This is a genomic window from Dolichospermum sp. FACHB-1091 (genome assembly GCF_014697585.1).
Classification (GTDB): domain Bacteria; phylum Cyanobacteriota; class Cyanobacteriia; order Cyanobacteriales; family Nostocaceae; genus Dolichospermum.
The window spans coordinates 26,788-43,422 of sequence record NZ_JACJSB010000031.1 but is presented as its reverse complement, the minus strand read 5'-3'; the positions used below and the strand labels follow the sequence as shown (position 1 = coordinate 43,422).

Genomic DNA, 16,635 nt, shown 5'->3' with positions numbered 1-16,635 from the left:
CCAATAGAATTTTGTGCCAATTCGCATAAAATAGACTTTGGCACAAAACTATTCATCTACTACTTAAGGATTTTATGCCAAAGTTGACCCTTGATGATAAAGTTTATAGTTTTGTACAAATTACGAAAGAAAGGTTAACATAACCTGTAATCCAGACAATCTGTAACTAACATGACAAAATCATGTCAAGTTAACTATTTACGATATTTCAGGTGGTGTGTGACAACTTGGTTGAGCGTAACAGGGTGAGAACGTCTTATGATGGTTTGGGTTTATATTAGGTAATTGCCTACAGAAGGAGTAAAGTAACAATGGCAACCCCAAAAGAAATCTTGAAGAAGATTCAAGACGAAAAAATTCAGATGATTGATCTGAAATTCATTGATACACTGGGAACTTGGCAGCATTTGACCATGTACCAAGACCAAATTGATGAAAGTTCATTCTCTGACGGTGTTCCCTTCGACGGTTCTAGTATTCGGGGTTGGAAGGGTATCGAAGAATCTGACATGACAATGGTACTTGATCCTAACACTGCTTGGATCGATCCCTTCATGAAAGAACCAACTCTAAGTATCATTTGTAGTATTAAAGAACCTCGTACAGGTCAGTGGTATAACCGTTGTCCCCGTGTTATTGCCCAAAAAGCCATAGACTACTTAGCTTCTACTGGACTTGGTGATACAGCTTTCTTTGGTCCTGAAGCTGAGTTTTTCATTTTTGATGATGTCCGCTACGACCAAACCACTAACTCAGGTTACTATTATGTAGATTCTGTAGAAGGTCGTTGGAATACTGGTAGAGAAGAAAAGCCTAACCTGGGTTATAAAACCCGCGTTAAGGAAGGTTACTTCCCCGTACCACCCACAGACAGCTTTCAAGATATGCGGACGGAAATGCTGTTGATCATGAAAGATTGTGGTGTACCTATTGAAAAACAACACCATGAGGTAGCCACCGGTGGTCAGTGCGAACTTGGTTTCCGTTTTGGTAAGTTAATTGAAGCTGCTGACTGGTTAATGACTTACAAATATGTCATTAAGAACGTTGCTAGAAAATATGGCAAAACTGTCACCTTCATGCCTAAACCCATTTTTGGTGATAATGGTTCTGGTATGCACTGTCACCAGTCTATCTGGAAAAATGGTCAACCTCTCTTTGCGGGTGACAAGTACGCTGGTATGAGTGAAATGGGACTTTACTACATTGGTGGTATTCTCAAGCACGCTCCAGCATTGTTGGCAATCACTAACCCCACCACCAACTCTTACAAGCGTCTTGTACCCGGTTATGAAGCACCTGTAAACTTGGCTTACTCCCAAGGTAATCGTTCTGCTTCCGTCCGCATTCCTCTTTCTGGAAATAACCCCAAAGCCAAGCGCTTAGAATTTCGTTGTCCAGACGCTACTTCTAACCCTTACTTGGCTTTTGCGGCTATGCTTTGTGCTGGTATTGACGGTATCAAAAACAAAATTCATCCGGGTGAACCCTTAGATAAAAATATCTATGAACTTTCCCCAGAAGAATTATCTAAGATTCCTTCCACTCCCGGTTCTTTAGAATTGGCTTTGGAAGCTTTGGAAAATGATCACGCTTTCTTAACTGAAACTGGTGTTTTCTCTCAAGATTTCATTGAGAACTGGATTGATTACAAAATTGCTAATGAAGTTAAGCAAATGCAATTGCGTCCACATCCTTATGAATTCTTCTTGTATTACGATTGCTAATTACAACAATTACTAACGTACAACTAATTTTTTAGCCACCCTCTGGGGTGGCTTTCTTTTTCTCTTAACTCATAGTCGCTTGGCTGCGTCCATAAAGGGTCTGGGTAGCCGCATCCATCTTACCTTGAATGGGATTCCAATAGTGAGACATTTCTTCGTGCAAACCAAGTTCCTGTGCAGCACGCATCAGCATGGACTGTTGACGGTTTTTAGCTTGCTGATGTTGACGTACCATCAATTGACGAGCTTTTTCTTGAATAGACATGACACTACCTCCCTGTATTTATTTACTAAGAAATAATTTCCTACTTCCTGCAATTTGATGATAACACAAAAATCTGTAGTGTAAACTACAAAATCTTAAATAAATATGATTATATTTCTTCTATGCTGCTTGTACTCTACATGAGAACATAAAAGTCTGTAGCGTAACTTACAAAATTGAGAAATGATATAAAAATTCATAAATGCTTTCCCCCTCTCCCCTGGTTGTCTTAGGGATAGATTAAGATTTTATAAGTTTCTGCTGTCGGGGCGATCGCTTGGTCTACGGCTTGTGGTAGATCTTGTAGGGGATAGCGATCGCTAATTAAAGCTTTAACATCAATGCGGCGATTAAAGACAATATCCGCAGATAGACTTTGTAAACGGTAGGATGAGCTATAACTACCCATTAGATCTATTTCTCGACGATAGAGGATATTAGGATTAATGGGAATGGTCAATTCATCGGGAAATTCCGCAAAAAATAGGATTTTTCCACCTTTGCGAGTACAGTCCAAAGCTTGAAAAAACGCTTTATCGCTAGGAACTGCTAATAAAGTGACATCAACACCCATACCCCCAGTTAAAGCTTGAATTTTGGCGGGTAAATCAGGATCACGGGCATCAAAAGCTGCTTGTGCGCCTACTGCTAGGGCTTTTTCAATTCTAGAAGGCAAGAGGTCCGTAGCGATCGCTTTAGCCCCAAAGAACTTCACCAACATCATAAACATTAAACCAATCGGACCTGCACCAGTGACCAGTACAGTTTGTCCTGGTGCAATTTGGGCTTTTTTAACAGCTTTTAAACAGCAATTAGTAGGTTCAACAAAACTCGCCTCTTCAAAACTGATATCATCAGGGATGGGAATTAAGCCACCATTTTCCACAATGTGGGCTGGAACTTTCACATACTCAGCAAAACCGCCGCCACTGGGGTTAAAACCCGCGCTAGTGGAGATATTTTTATAAACATCGCACATGGAAAAATTATCATTTAAGCAATAGGCGCAACGCATACATGGTATATGGTGCATCACCGCTACCCGTTGTCCTACCTGCCACCCTTGCACCTGAGAACCAACAGCCGCAATAGTTCCAGCGGTTTCATGTCCAAATATGCGTGGCGGTTCATACAAAGGATAGCGAATCTTTTTAATATCTGACTGACACAAACCGACAACCCGCACCTGGACCAGAACTTCATCTGCTTCCAGTGTGGGAACTGGGACTTCTTCGTAGGATAGGCGATTTACGCCTCTAAATACTTGTGCTTTCACGTTGGTTTTTTATGATTCAACGTTACTAGATTTAACATCTTGTGGTTAAAGTTAGGTTATGGAGTTTGAGACTTTTGTATTTCAGCTTCTTGTAATTGCTGCTCTAAGCTTTTTTCAAATCTTTGGAATGCTTCAACATCTGCTGATGAGAGGTTTGCTTCTATTCTACCATTTTGCACTTGCAGAATCTTCTCCCGATTGTCCTTAGCAGTAATTGTTAAAATTTCCTTATTTTGGAAAAGTTGATACCGTTTACCATCCAAGTATCTACCACCTTCTCTAGTTTGTCTTCCTAGAAGAATCAAAGCTTTGTTGGTAATTTGGAAAATACTCTCGCTGTATTCATACAATATAAGCTGTCTGGTAAACTTCGGTATTTGTTTACTCAACTTATCAAGTAGTTCGAGAAAAGTCCTTGGATGTCTTCTATACCTTTGTACTTGGTTTTGAATTACTTGAACCATTTCATCTGGGTGTATTCATTAAATAGCTCACAAAGAAAATCATCAGGTGACTGTGCTTTAATATTCCAAGGAATCAAAGCTTTATCATCGAAGTCTTTAAGATTACTGGTAACAATAATATCAGCTTTAGCTATGACAGCAGCAACAAGAACATGACGATCTTTAGGGTCATTTCTCATCAGATCCTCTAGTCCTACAGTCACTTCCGTCATTGCTTCAGGAAAAGCTTTTTTCATTGTTTTTTCTAAATTTTGAATCTTTTTTGCAGAAACATCTTTTTCAGCTTTTTTAGCTATAAGAACAATATTTCTCGTTGTTTCATCTAAGATTTTCTCTGACCAATATGGCATATAAAGACCAGCCTCAGCAGTAGTCAGCAAGGTGTCTCGTAGGTACGAAGGAATCAGAACACAGGCATCTAAGACAACACTGGGCATGGTCATTTGACTTTTTACTCACTCCTCATCATCATAAAATCCAGCTTCTTCGCTAATATCAATCATCTCCTGCAAAAATTGGCTACGTTTAGCATCTCTTTGCTCCTTATATTTCATTAAATCATCAAAGCGAACACGCCGATGTGTTCCTACTCTAATACAAGGAATTTCACCTTGATCTAATAACTTAATCAGATAAGGACGGGAAACTTTAAGCAGGTCTGCTGCTTCTTGTGTTGTCAATTTTTGCTCTTGGGGGACTATAGAAATGGCCTTACCTAAAGCCATTGCATGAACAGCTTGAAGTAATATCTTATATACTGAGTCGGGAATGATAATTTCTTGACCGTCTGCTGCTACTAATTTTGGTTGAGAAGGTTGAGCTTTGAGTAAATTTTCCAGGTGTTTGATTGATAACTGTTCATCTACTACATGAAAATGAGGCTTAATTGCCTCTACAGGTTGGTTTTGGACAGGTATGACATTCTTCATAATGGTTAGATTTGTGATATATTTTGTAATTGCATAATATCTTTTATTTTCGCTAAACGCAATATCCGAAACGATAGTTAAATAAAAAAGCGTTGCATAATGGCGGATGAATGACAGCTTCAGGAGATAATCACCAATCACCAAAACGATGAAAATACCTGGATTTCCTGGAGACAGGAACAAAAAAGCAGCATCACCAGCCCGAAAATCCCATTCTTTGATTCCGCCATTAGTCCAATGGCATCCTTGGTGGTGTCAATTTATAGATTGGATGATCACATTTGGGACAGTGCTGTTATGTTTACTAATGTTGCCAACTCGCCTCATTGGGATGGAGTTATTAGGCATAGGTCCTAACTGGTTACTAATTTGGGTAGTGTCTTGGAGTGTAAATCGCTCGGTATTATCTGGCATACTATCAGGAATTATTTTAGGGCTATTGCAAGACGCAATGACATCACCAGATCCAACTCATGCCTTGGGTTTGGGAATAGTCGGAATGTTAACAGCACTAATTCAAAAACAGCGGTTTATTCAAGAAGACTTTATTTCTATTGCTTTAATTGTATTTGGGATGGCTGTGGTGGTAGATACTATTTTTGCTGTGCAGTTGTCTTTGCTAGGAAATCGTCATCTAGCCAGCATTTGGACTTATTACCAGCGTGTTACCCTAGCTTCGGCAATTCTTAGCAGTTTGTGGGCACCGGTAGTTTATTATCCTCTTAATCGCTGGTGGCAGCAGATAAAATTAATTCGTAACTAACTCATAAGTCCAATGGATAAGCTCCCGGAAATCTCGCTAACATCTCTATCTTTTCCTCAAGATACTCAACTGCTAGGGCGGCCTGTAGTCAAAGAAATATTAGGTAATGACTTTGACTCTAGGATGATGCTACGCTGTCTAGAACTAGCTGCTAAAGCTTTGGGACGGACTTCACCAAATCCCTTAGTCGGGGCGGTGGTTGTTCAAAATGGGGAGGTTGTGGGGGAAGGATTTCATCCCCGTGCCGGTGAACCTCATGCAGAAGTTTTTGCCCTGAAAGCAGCGGGAGAAGGAGCGCGAGGAAGCACTATTTATGTCAGTCTTGAACCTTGTAACCACTATGGACGCACTCCTCCCTGTTCAGAAGCATTAATTAATGCTGGAGTGTCTAAGGTGGTGGTGGGAATGGTTGATCCTAATCCCTTAGTCGCTGGTGGCGGTATAGCGCGGTTACGTGCTGCTGGTATAGAAGTTGTTGTCGGCGTAGAAGAAGCAGCCTGTCGGCGATTAAATGAAGGGTTTATTCATCGTATTCTCTATCAGCGACCTTTAGGGATTTTGAAATATGCTATGACCTTAGATGGCAAAATTGCTACTACTTCCGGTCATAGTGCTTGGGTAACAAATCAAGATGCTCGCGCGGAGGTTCATCGCTTACGAGCCGCTTGTGATGCTGTTGTTGTCGGTGGAAACACGGTTAGACAAGATAACCCTGATTTAACTAGCCACAACTGTAATACTCATAATCCCCTGCGAGTAGTGATGAGTCGAAGTCTGAATTTACCAGAACAAGCTCGCTTGTGGGATACCCGGGAAGCTCCAACTTTAGTTTTGACGGAGGTTGGTAGCTCACAGACTTTTAAAAATATGCTGCGGGAAAAAGGGGTGGAGGTACTGGAATTTAGATCACTGACTCCAGAACAAGTTATGACTCATTTATATGAGCGCGGTTTTTGTAGCGTACTATGGGAATGTGGTGGTATTCTAGCAGCTAATGCGATCGCTCAAGGCGCAGTCCAAAAAATTATGGCATTTATCGCCCCCAAAATTATTGGTGGAAATCATGCTCCCACACCTGTAGGAGATTTAGGTTTAACCAGTATGACCCAAGCATTACCTCTGGAACGGGTAAGTTGGCGAATTATCGGCTCTGACTGCTTAGTAGAAGGTTATTTACCATCAGTAATTAATTAAATTAATTAAATAGCATAAAGGCTTAATCATGTTTGTTGACGCTCATAAGCTAAGTCACGAATCAGACTCAGCCGAGATTGAATATAATCACAGAGGAAATCAATCTCACTGGCATCTAAGAAGGCTTGATTAGTGATTTGTTTTACCAACCACTGTACTAAACTATCATCATCAAGCTGTAAAAGTGTTACTGTGTGGGTAGCTTCAATTATAGACCAAAGCTGACGCATGATTGTGGGAGTCATTAGACCTCTATTTAATCATTAGTTAGTTGTTTTCAGATTACACAATTCTCATATTAAGTGACTGCATAAATCCACAACTAGATATAAGTATTATTAAAAATTTAATAATTAGACAAATATCTTGATTTTAATTAAGAATTGTCAATTTATATGAATTAACAAAACTTTACTTATCTCAAATTTTTGTTTCTGGCCTTTTCGCTCTTTTTGCTATATTTGATGAATACAAAAACGAACCTACTAGGACACAGACGACACAGAGGACGGAGAGAAATGAGGCTTTGAGCGGTTTTTGTCTAATTTATCACGTTTTTTATTTCCATTTTCAGCTTTTTGTACTAAAGTAATTTTAATCAAGTAGGTTGGCGTTAAAAATTGTCGTTATGACAAGGGAACAGGGAACAGGGAACAGGGAACAGGGAACAGGGAACAGGTTTTGGGCAACTTTACTTTTCGTTACTTATGTCGGTTTTTTCCGTTCACCTACTCAGGTTATCTCTATTTCTACAAGATGACAGATTCATGTTTGAACCTGACAATATCACCCATACCCTTGAGGAAAACCTCTCCAAGTTTTATCCTCTTGAACTGAGTAACATAATTCAATATTGCCAAAATAGTCCTTTTGGCAAAATTTTACCTGATGCTTTTTACATTCATGTTTTAGCATTACATACTCTTGACCCCTGGCTTCAAGAATATGAAGGTTGTGTTCGTAGGGCTTTACCTCAAGTTCAGTCAGCAACCATAGTTAAATTTAGCACTAATAAACCCAAAATTTCCTATTTATTTTATCCTGAATTTGATACAGACCCTCATCCGTCTTTACACTACAGTATTCAGGTAGATTTAGAAACTCTAGAAGTTGGTTATCGGGATTATAGCGATTCCCAAAACCCCCCCGTTTTACACCGCAAAGAAACTTTTGTTACCCCAGAATATCCTTTGTATGCGGAGTTCGCTGCTTTAACTCGCGCTCAAGTAACTTTAGGTCTACTTAATCAGACTAAAGGCATTGGCACTAAGTTAGGTTGGCAACAAAGGCTACAAATTTTTGGAGTGGAAATTCAGGGACATCACTTAATTCAACGGGAAAGCCGTTCTGTAGCCACAACCATAGTCCCCAAAATAGAGCGTCACAAAGCCGCAATTATCCGTCCTGATTTATCCCGTCCCGTCCGTTTAGCCCTGGAATCTGGCTTATTTAGCCCAGAAACCACCTTTTTTGATTACGGTTGTGGCCATGGTGGAGATGTGACTCGTATGGCTGAACAAGGTTATATAAGTTCTGGCTGGGACCCGTACTATTCCCCAGATACACCGCCCATGGCTGCGGATATTGTTAATATTGGTTTTGTGATCAATGTCATTGAAAATACTAGCGAGCGCCGGGAAGCCCTAATTCAAGCCTGGGAACTGACTCAAAAGGTACTGTTAGTAGCTGCCCAGGTGTTGATAGCCGACATTAAACGCGGTGTCATTGCCTATGGCGACGGAGTGATTACTAATCGTAACACATTTCAGAAATATTATGAACAAGAAGAATTAAAAATTTACATTGACCAAGTGTTAGGAGTGGACGCTATTCCCGTGGCCTTGGGTATTTATTTTGTCTTTCGAGATGAAGCTAACGCGGAGTTATTTCGGGTTTCTCGTTTCCGGTCTCGTGCTACTACCCCTAGAATACGTAATTGTGTGAAACAGTTTCAAGAATACCAAGAATTATTGACTCCCCTGATGAATTTTATCACGGAACGGGGAAGACTTCCCATTAAAGGTGAATTACCCCAAGCAGCCGAAATTGCTCAGGAATTTGGGAGTTTACGCCGGGCTTTTAATGTCATTATACAGGCAACAGACTCAGAAGAATGGCAAGCGATCGCTGACAAACGCCGTCAAGATCTAATGGTTTATTTAGCACTGTGTAATTTTAGCCGTCGTCCCAGATTAGGACAATTAGCACCAGCGGTAAAAGAGGACATAATTGGTTTATATAGTAGTTATAAACAAGCTTGTTTAGACGCCGATCAAATGTTACGTAGTTTAGGAAATACAGAACTAATCATTAAACGTTGTCAAGAAAGCAAAGTAGGTAAAAAACTTCCTAATTCTCTTTTGGTACATATTTCCGCATTACAAGCAATAGACCCTTTATTACGGCTTTATGAAGGCTGCGCTAGTCGCACCATTGGCAGATTAGAAGCCGCAAATGTGATTAAATTCCATCTAAAAACACCGAAAATATCCTATTTATTTTACCCTGATTTTGATACCAACCCCCACCCAGTTTTATCAAAAGTGATGACAATTGATTTAAGAGACTTGCAAGTTACTTATCAAGATTATCATCTAGAAGATGACCCACCAATATTACACCAAATAGATACTTTAGTCACTCCCGATTATCCCCAGTATGAGAAATTTGCTAAATTAACTCGTCAAGAAGAAAATAGAGGACTTTTCGATAATTGGCACAGTATTAGTCATCTTTCTGGCTGGAAAAAATGCTTAAAAGAAAACTGCACTGTTATTAACGGTTATAGGTTAAGTTGGTGCAAAGATGCGGACGCTTATAAATTAAAAGCACTTAAAGCAGCTTTGAAAACTCGACAAAAAAAGAAGAATGTTACTCACGCACAGTCCGAGAGTCGCACAGAGGAGGAATAAAAGTTTATTAAGTTTGTTTTGTTTGTTTTGCTAGTTTTATCCAGTTTTCAATTCCTTTTTTTGTCGGTGTTCCTAAGTTATTAAATGTCCAAATATCCCGTTTATGTTGTTGTCCATAACTAATGTGAATTGGTTGATAGTTACTATAAAAATACAGGGAATCAAAAGGTAGTTTACTTTGTAATATCCATTCTACTAATTCTGTGCTGGGTAAGTCTCTAATTAGAAAATCACAGGCCGCACCTAATCTTTGACAGTAATATTGACCATTTTTGTTAATTTCATGGCTGATATGTTGGTCAAGATTTGGGGCTACACGCCCATTTTTTTGACCTGTAACTGGGTCTTTTTTCTCAAGATACTTTTTTAAGTCTGAAGAACAAAAACCGTAGGTAAGATCAAATTTATCCCTACCAAAATAATCTATAATTGGGTCAATGATAAATTTGTTTAAATCCTGTAAAGCCGGAATTACTTCCGGTAGATTTTGAGGATAGGGGTTGATATTTTTGGCGTATTTCTGATAGGTTTGAGTGCAGGTACAAAATTCTTCTAAAGTTAGATGTTTGCCTAGTTTTAAATTGCTATTATCCATAAATACAAAAGCATTAAGGTTAACTGTTATATTGTAAGTAGGTAAACGGAAAAAAACCGACATAAGTAACGAAAAGTAAAGTTGTCCAAAATCTGTTAAGAGTTAAGAGTTAAGAGTTAAGAGTTAAGAGTTAAGAGTTAAGAGTTAAGAGTTAAGAGTTAAGAGTTAAGAGTTAAGAGTTCCCTATTCCCTATTCCCTATTCCCTGTTCCCTATTCCCTATTCCCTATTCCCTATTCCCTATTCCCTGTTCCCTGTTCCCTATTCCCTGTTCCCTTTATCAAGGTATATATATGAATGTTAAAGAACTTTTAGCTAGATACGCGACAGGAGAAAGAAGTTTTAATGGCATTGTATTAAAAGGAGCAAACCTAGAAGGAGTCAATTTGGGTGGTGTAGATTTTGGTAGAGCAGATTTAAGAGGAGCAAATCTGACAGATGCTTTTTTAAGTGGAGCTAATTTGAGTAAAGCCAATTTACAAGGGGCAAAGTTAAAAGGGGCGCACTTATCTGAAATTATTCTCTGTGGTTCTGATTTAACTCAAGCTACATTGGAAATGGCACATTTAAACGAATCTGACCTCAGCGGCGCATTGTTAAGTGGTGCTAACTTGTGTGATGCTAATTTACACATGGCCTCAATTTCTGCTGCAAATCTCCGGGGTGCAAACCTGAGTGGTGCGAAAATGGGGGGTGTGAGAATGTGGAAAGCAGACTTACAAGGAGCAGACTTGAGCGGTGCTGATTTAAGCGAGGCTAATTTGTGCGAAGTTAATTTAACAGGTGCAAACTTAAATGCTACAGATATGAGCGAAACATTCTTAACAGGTGCGATTATGCCTGATGGTAGCATACATAGTTAATTCAGATACTTCAATCCCGGACATTAACTAAAGCCCTGACTACAAAAGGATGATAAGTAGGTGAACGGAAAAAAACCGACATAAGTAACAAAAAGTAAAGTTCCCTGTTCCCTGTTAAGAGTTCCCTGTTCCCAGTTAAGAGTTCCCTGTTCCCTGTTCCCTATTCCCTATTCCCTGTTCCCAGTTAAGAGTTCCCTGTTCCCTGTTCCCTATTCCCTGTTCCCTGTTCCCTGTTCCCTATTCCCTGTTCCCTATTCCCTGTTCCCTGTTCCCTGTTCACGGAAAATTACTGCTACAAAAATTTACAAATAAACCAAATAGAAAAAATTAAAATCAATATCTTCTGGGCATGATTTCCCATATACTAGACTTTGTTATACACTTAAAAAATTAATGTATACCAGCGAATTAGCTAAATATTCTGCGAAAGCGGACATTGGAAAAACCAGCCGTATCTTCATAGTCGAAGATGAAGAATTGATTCGAGAAATGATAGTTGTGTCCTTAGAGGCGGAAGGATATGATATTATCACGGCTAGTGATGGCCGGGCAGCGGTAGAATATCTCAAAAGTTATGAACATAATTCTGAGGAATTATCTTTAGACTTAGTGATATTAGATCTAATGTTGCCCCAGATCAATGGTCTCGATATTTGCCGTTTTTTACGTCATCAAGGGAACTCAGTACCGATTTTAATGCTCAGTGCTAAAGGTAGTGAAACCGACCGGGTGCTAGGGTTAGAAGTGGGTGCTGACGACTATCTCACCAAACCATTTAGTATGCGGGAATTAGTAGCGCGGTGTCGGGCGTTACTTCGTCGCCAACGTTTAAGCATATTACCACAAATCCCTATCCTCAAGCACAAAGATATAACTTTAAATGCTCGTGAGTGTCGGGTTATGGTGCGTGGAGAGGAGGTAAATTTGTCTCCTAAAGAGTTTCGGCTGTTAGAACTCTTTATGAATTATACCCGTCGGGTATGGTCACGGGAGCAATTACTAGATCAGGTGTGGGGACCTGATTTTGTTGGGGATAGCAAAACCGTTGATGTTCATATCCGCTGGTTACGAGAAAAATTAGAAATAGATCCCAGTCATCCAGAATGTATTGTTACTGTGAGAGGTTTTGGTTACAGATTTGGGTAATTAGTCAAGATAGTTGTTAGCTTTGAGTGATAATACACCAACTAACAACTTCCATGTTCTTACTGGGATTTTTACTGGGTTTAGCTGTCGGCCTTGGTTTTTGGGTTTGGCAACTAGTTCATCTGAACTGGTATCTAGAGCGGTTACTGCAACCGTTAAATTCTCATTCCCAGAAAATGACGAATATCAAACTGCTGCTCAGACCTCGCTTACGTCAGGAAATTGCCATAGTCAATAGACAGCGACAATATCTACAGCAGTCCCTATCTACCTATCAGGAATTGCTGGATTTTGCACCCCTGGGATATTTACAAGTAGACGAAGAAAACCAACTCCTGTGGTGTAACCAGCAAGCACGGGAAATATTATATCTCCAAAGATGGCAACCAGGACAAGTCCGGTTATTATTAGAATTGGTCAGATCCTACGAATTAGATCAGTTAATTGAACAAACTCGTGATTGGCAAAAACCGCAGGTACAAGAATGGGTTTTTCATCCCCCTTGTGAAGATGCTAAGGTGATGACACAATTAAAGTCTATGTTCCTACGGGCTTCTACTTTACCTTTACCAACAGGACAAGTAGGCGTATTTTTGGAAAATTGCCAGCCGGTGCTAGATATCAAGCAAGAACGCGATCGCTCTTTTTCCGATTTAGCTCACGAACTCAGAACACCCCTAACTGCAATTCGTCTAGTAGTGGAAACCCTCTTAACTCGGTTAGAACCACCCTTAGATCGTTGGGTTAATAGGCTGATGCAAGAAGTTGACCGACTAATTAATTTAGTACAAAGTTGGTTAGAATTGACACAAATAGAAAATAACCCCACCATGCAGTTAAGTTTAGAAATGGTGGAAATGCGATCGCTTATCACCTCAGCATGGCAAACCCTAGAACCAATTGCCCAACTTCAATCTTTAACTATAGCCTATTCTGGTTTAGAAAGTATTAAAATTCAAGGAGATAGATCCCGACTTTATCAAGTATTTGTTAACCTACTAGATAATAGCATCAAATATAGTCCCCCTGGGACAACTATTCACATTGAGACTAAAATAATTACTGTTGACCACAGGCACATAGTGGAAATAAATATTATTGATGCCGGTATTGGTTTTGCTATTAGTGACTTACCTCATGTATTTGAACGGTTTTATCGAGGGGATAAAGCCCGTTATCGTTCACCAGTCAATGAAGTAAATTCTACAACGGGAATTGCTGGTAGTGGCTTAGGTTTGGCCATTGTCCAGCAAATAGTTATTGCCCATAGTGGTTCAATTCAGGCCATGAACCATCCAGACACTGGTGGCGCTTGGATACAAGTTCAATTTCCGCAAATGATCACAAATTCAACTGAGTCTTGACTATAGTTAAGACAATATATAGTTTTTTTAATATGACCAGCGTGGAAACTGTACTTTATACACCGAATCATGAAACACCCCAAATAAAACGTTCCATTAGGCGTTTAGAGCGGGATTTATTACGTATGGGTGCTTTAGTAGAACAATCATTTCGGCTCTGTCACCAAGCCCTATTTAACCGCGATTTAATGGCAGCAGAACAAATACCCCGACTAGATAAAAAAATTGACCGCTTTTATCGGCAAATAGAATCAGACTGCACCACCATTATTACCCATCAATCACCCACGGAACAGGATCTACGGTGTTTAAGTGCTTTTATGCAATTAGTCCGCGATTTAGAACGCATTGGGGATTATGCTAAGGAATTGGCAGATATTGCCATTAAAATCTTTCCCTATCCTCCCCATAGTTCTCTACCAAAGATCGCTATTATGTCTCAACACGCCCAAGCAATGTTAGCAACCTGCTTAGTTGCTTTAGCAGATTTAGACGAAACCGGTGGACAACGGATGAATCAGTTAGATGACGCTGTAGACAATGCTTATGAGCATCTTTATCAAACTTTTGCCCACATTCAGGATTTTCCGGGAGTAATTGAACCAATTTTACTCTTAACCTTAGCAATTCGGTGTTTAGAACGCATGGCAGATCACGCTACCAACATTGCCCAACGAGTCACATATATTGTAACTGGTCAACGTTGTTAAATTGGATTTCCGGCAGAAATTAATTCCCGTAGGGTGTGTTAGCTGTCTTCGTAACGCACCAAACGCTTGATACAGGGGTTTCCGCTCTTATGAAGTACTTCATTTGCCCCCTCCTCGCACCGCTCTCAATCCCCCCGCTGCGGAGGGAAGAAAAGGATAAACTTTTGATATTGGAGAGGGTTGGGGGTGGGGTTCTTGTACCTCATGACATCGGGAAGTGCTGTAATTCTGGGTTACAGATTTGATCTTCACAACCCCCCAATACCATAGACTATTTTTGACAAGACATTCCGATTCATAACCCTGTGTTTACCCAATCATAATCATAAGATAAAAAAATTATAACTTCGTATAAAAATTTTAATATTCTGTTGTGTTAAGTGTTATTTATGATGTAGAATCAAATCAGAAAATTTATGTGTAAGTTCCTCAAGTGGGACTTTACCATAAACTGAGTTCGTTTAGGTGTGTGTGAGAGAAATTAAAACCTATGAAAAAAGCTTTCTGGAATATCCTCAAAGTTAGCCCTGCTGTGGCCTTGACCTTATTGGCTGGTAACAGCGCCTTTGCTGGTGAAGTTAATGGTAAAGTGACAAGTGTTGCTGAATTATCCCAAGATTCCAACAACCTGGGTCAAGTAACATCTGTTTCTCAATTTTCCGACGTACAGCCCACAGATTGGGCGTTTCAAGCATTACAATCCCTAGTTGAACGTTATGGTTGTGCGGCTGGTTATCCCAACGGTACTTTCCGTGGTAATCGTGCTTTGAGTCGTTATGAATTTGCGGCTGGTTTAAATTCCTGCTTAGACCGCGTTAATGAACTTATTGCTACTGCTACTGCTGACCTAGTGACGAAGCAGGATTTAGCCACCTTGCAACGGTTGCAAGAAGAATATCGCAATGAATTGGCAACTATTCGCGGTCAAGTAGACGCTTTAGAAGCTCGTACCGGCGAACTAGAAGCTAATCAATTCTCTACCACCACCAAACTAGCTGGGGAAGCTATTTTCAGCCTATCCCAAGCCTTTGGAGATACGGTAGCATTTGCCGACAAAACACCTACCAATGCTAATAATCCTCCTAGGAATACCAAGTTAGACTCCAATACAACTTTCTCTAATCGAGTGCGGTTGAGTTTAAACAGTAGCTTCACTGGTACAGACCAATTACAAACTCGTTTGCAAGGTCGGAATATTGTCGGTAATGAAGGTATCACTGGTACTAACATGACCCGTTTGGGTTATGACGGTGATGACAAGAACACCGTAACTATTGACAAACTCAACTACGCCTTCAATTTAACGGACAAAGTTCGTGTCAAAATTGATGCTACTGGTGCTGAGTTAAACGAAAACGTCAATGTTTTCAACCCCGACTTTAGAAGCAGTGGTACAGGTGCTTTATCTCGCTACGGACGTTTCAGCCCCATTTATCGTCTAGCAAATGACGGTGCTGGTATCACCGTTAACGTCACTCCCAATGATAAACTAGCATTGAGCGCGGCTTATTTTGCCACAGGTAGCAATAATGCTGCTAATCCTGTCGCAGGAAACGGACTATTCGATGGTAATAATACCATATTTGGTCAGTTGGCTTTGAAGCCCAACAAAGCCATCAACCTTGGTCTAACCTATGCTCATGCTTATCAGGGTAGCGGTTTCAATCTTTTCGGAGATACAGGCAGCAATGTTGCTAATAACCCTTTTACAAATGATGTCAGTCAAGCTGTTGCGGGTAGGAATTTGAATGCTACTCGAATTGAATCTAACAACTATGGTCTAGCAGTTAGCTTCCAACCTAATGCGAAGATCACATTAGGCGGTTCAGTAGGTTATACAACAGCCAGCACTTTACAAGCGGCTCTTCCAGCAAGCGCTGAAATGTGGTATTGGGCTGCTAGCTTGGGTATCAAAGACTTCGGTAAAGAAGGTAATACTTTGGGTTTAATCTTCGGTCGCTCACCTAAAGTCACTGGTGCTAAACTAAATGGACAATCTGTTATCAATAACATAAAAGATACAGGTCTAGAATCAGGCACTTCTTATCATATAGAAGGTCTGTACAAAGTGAAGCTTTCTGATAATATCCTTGTTACTCCAGGTTTAATAGTCATTTTAAATCCTGAGAATAACAACAGAAACCTCAACGAATATGTTGGTACTTTACGGACCACTTTCACTTTCTAGAATTAACTGAGGTTAACCCCACCCTAACCCTCCCCTTGCTAAGCAGGGGGTTTTCATTTTCTAAATTCTAGCAGAAGAAAGAGCGAAACTTTTACTATTATTCGCTCTTTTTTCCGTTCATAATCTATTGAGAAATTATTTTATTTTATCATTAGGTATTCCTTGTTTAAAACATCCTCTTAGATAAGTCTAAAAACTTAGTAACATTTTTACAGTTACTAAATTGAGAATAACATTCTT

At 39.9% G+C, this 16,635-nt stretch carries 16 protein-coding genes; 9 read left to right on the top strand and 7 right to left on the bottom strand.

Annotated features, from left to right (window positions below; translation table 11 throughout):
- Window positions 1-311 precede the first annotated feature (311 nt).
- Window positions 312-1,727 (top strand): type I glutamate--ammonia ligase, encoded by a 1,416-nt coding sequence (gene glnA, locus H6G25_RS17535; protein WP_190393598.1) that lies wholly within the window; start codon window positions 312-314, stop codon window positions 1,725-1,727.
- A gap of 64 nt (window positions 1,728-1,791) precedes the next feature.
- Here the strand turns inward: glnA and H6G25_RS17530 are convergent, their stop codons facing one another.
- The 5 genes from H6G25_RS17530 to H6G25_RS17515 all read right to left on the bottom strand — a co-directional run bounded on the left by H6G25_RS17530 (window position 1,792) and on the right by H6G25_RS17515 (window position 4,661).
- Entirely contained in the window at window positions 1,792-1,992 is a 201-nt protein-coding gene (locus H6G25_RS17530; RefSeq protein ID WP_028091667.1) for a hypothetical protein, read from the bottom strand.
- 229 nt (window positions 1,993-2,221) lie between these two features.
- A complete protein-coding gene (locus H6G25_RS17525; protein WP_190393597.1) occupies window positions 2,222-3,268 on the bottom strand; it encodes an alcohol dehydrogenase catalytic domain-containing protein in 1,047 nt (348 codons plus the stop codon).
- A 56-nt stretch (window positions 3,269-3,324) separates the two neighbouring features.
- A complete protein-coding gene (locus tag H6G25_RS21340) occupies window positions 3,325-3,732 on the bottom strand; it encodes a hypothetical protein (protein WP_242035008.1) in 408 nt (135 codons plus the stop codon).
- Window positions 3,720-4,175 carry a PIN domain-containing protein gene (locus H6G25_RS21335; RefSeq protein WP_242035007.1) on the bottom strand — a complete coding sequence of 152 codons (456 nt, stop codon included), beginning with the start codon at window positions 4,173-4,175 and terminating at the stop codon, window positions 3,720-3,722. The genes H6G25_RS21340 and H6G25_RS21335 overlap by 13 nt, the downstream gene beginning before the upstream one ends.
- Before the next feature lie 12 nt (window positions 4,176-4,187).
- Complete coding sequence (locus tag H6G25_RS17515) at window positions 4,188-4,661, bottom strand: helix-turn-helix domain-containing protein (RefSeq protein WP_190393596.1); 474 nt, start codon at window positions 4,659-4,661, stop codon at window positions 4,188-4,190.
- A 148-nt stretch (window positions 4,662-4,809) separates the two neighbouring features.
- On the opposite strand from H6G25_RS17515, the gene mreD reads away from it, so the two are divergent.
- Together mreD and ribD are read left to right on the top strand one after the other, a co-directional pair.
- The gene (gene mreD, locus H6G25_RS17510; RefSeq protein WP_190393595.1) at window positions 4,810-5,424 is read left to right on the top strand and encodes a rod shape-determining protein MreD; all 615 of its coding nucleotides are present in this window, start codon (window positions 4,810-4,812) and stop codon (window positions 5,422-5,424) included.
- 123 nt (window positions 5,425-5,547) lie between these two features.
- A complete protein-coding gene (gene ribD, locus H6G25_RS17505; RefSeq protein ID WP_242035009.1) occupies window positions 5,548-6,618 on the top strand; it encodes a bifunctional diaminohydroxyphosphoribosylaminopyrimidine deaminase/5-amino-6-(5-phosphoribosylamino)uracil reductase RibD in 1,071 nt (356 codons plus the stop codon).
- Between the two features lie 26 nt (window positions 6,619-6,644).
- On the opposite strand, the gene H6G25_RS17500 is transcribed toward ribD, so the two are convergent.
- Window positions 6,645-6,863 (bottom strand): hypothetical protein, encoded by a 219-nt coding sequence (locus H6G25_RS17500; RefSeq protein ID WP_028085144.1) that lies wholly within the window; start codon window positions 6,861-6,863, stop codon window positions 6,645-6,647.
- Between the two features lie 522 nt (window positions 6,864-7,385).
- On the opposite strand from H6G25_RS17500, the gene H6G25_RS17495 reads away from it, so the two are divergent.
- Window positions 7,386-9,530, top strand: a complete 2,145-nt coding sequence (locus H6G25_RS17495; protein WP_190393593.1) for a DNA phosphorothioation-associated putative methyltransferase — start codon at window positions 7,386-7,388, stop codon at window positions 9,528-9,530.
- A 7-nt stretch (window positions 9,531-9,537) separates the two neighbouring features.
- Here H6G25_RS17495 and H6G25_RS17490 read toward each other — a convergent pair whose 3' ends face one another.
- Window positions 9,538-10,188 carry a hypothetical protein gene (locus H6G25_RS17490; RefSeq protein WP_242035006.1) on the bottom strand — a complete coding sequence of 217 codons (651 nt, stop codon included), beginning with the start codon at window positions 10,186-10,188 and terminating at the stop codon, window positions 9,538-9,540.
- Window positions 10,189-10,417: 229 nt separating this feature from the next.
- On the opposite strand from H6G25_RS17490, the gene H6G25_RS17485 reads away from it, so the two are divergent.
- The 5 genes from H6G25_RS17485 to H6G25_RS17465 all read left to right on the top strand — a co-directional run bounded on the left by H6G25_RS17485 (window position 10,418) and on the right by H6G25_RS17465 (window position 16,395).
- Window positions 10,418-10,987 carry a pentapeptide repeat-containing protein gene (locus H6G25_RS17485; protein ID WP_028091660.1) on the top strand — a complete coding sequence of 190 codons (570 nt, stop codon included), beginning with the start codon at window positions 10,418-10,420 and terminating at the stop codon, window positions 10,985-10,987.
- A 393-nt stretch (window positions 10,988-11,380) separates the two neighbouring features.
- Window positions 11,381-12,133 carry a response regulator transcription factor gene (locus H6G25_RS17480; RefSeq protein ID WP_137907199.1) on the top strand — a complete coding sequence of 251 codons (753 nt, stop codon included), beginning with the start codon at window positions 11,381-11,383 and terminating at the stop codon, window positions 12,131-12,133.
- Between the two features lie 53 nt (window positions 12,134-12,186).
- Window positions 12,187-13,497 (top strand): ATP-binding protein, encoded by a 1,311-nt coding sequence (locus tag H6G25_RS17475; RefSeq protein ID WP_190393592.1) that lies wholly within the window; start codon window positions 12,187-12,189, stop codon window positions 13,495-13,497.
- A gap of 41 nt (window positions 13,498-13,538) precedes the next feature.
- A complete protein-coding gene (gene phoU, locus H6G25_RS17470) occupies window positions 13,539-14,207 on the top strand; it encodes a phosphate signaling complex protein PhoU (RefSeq protein ID WP_190393608.1) in 669 nt (222 codons plus the stop codon).
- A 490-nt stretch (window positions 14,208-14,697) separates the two neighbouring features.
- On the top strand, window positions 14,698-16,395 hold the full coding sequence (locus H6G25_RS17465) for an iron uptake porin (protein WP_190393591.1): 1,698 nt from the start codon (window positions 14,698-14,700) through the stop codon (window positions 16,393-16,395).
- The last annotated feature ends 240 nt before the right edge of the window (window positions 16,396-16,635 follow it).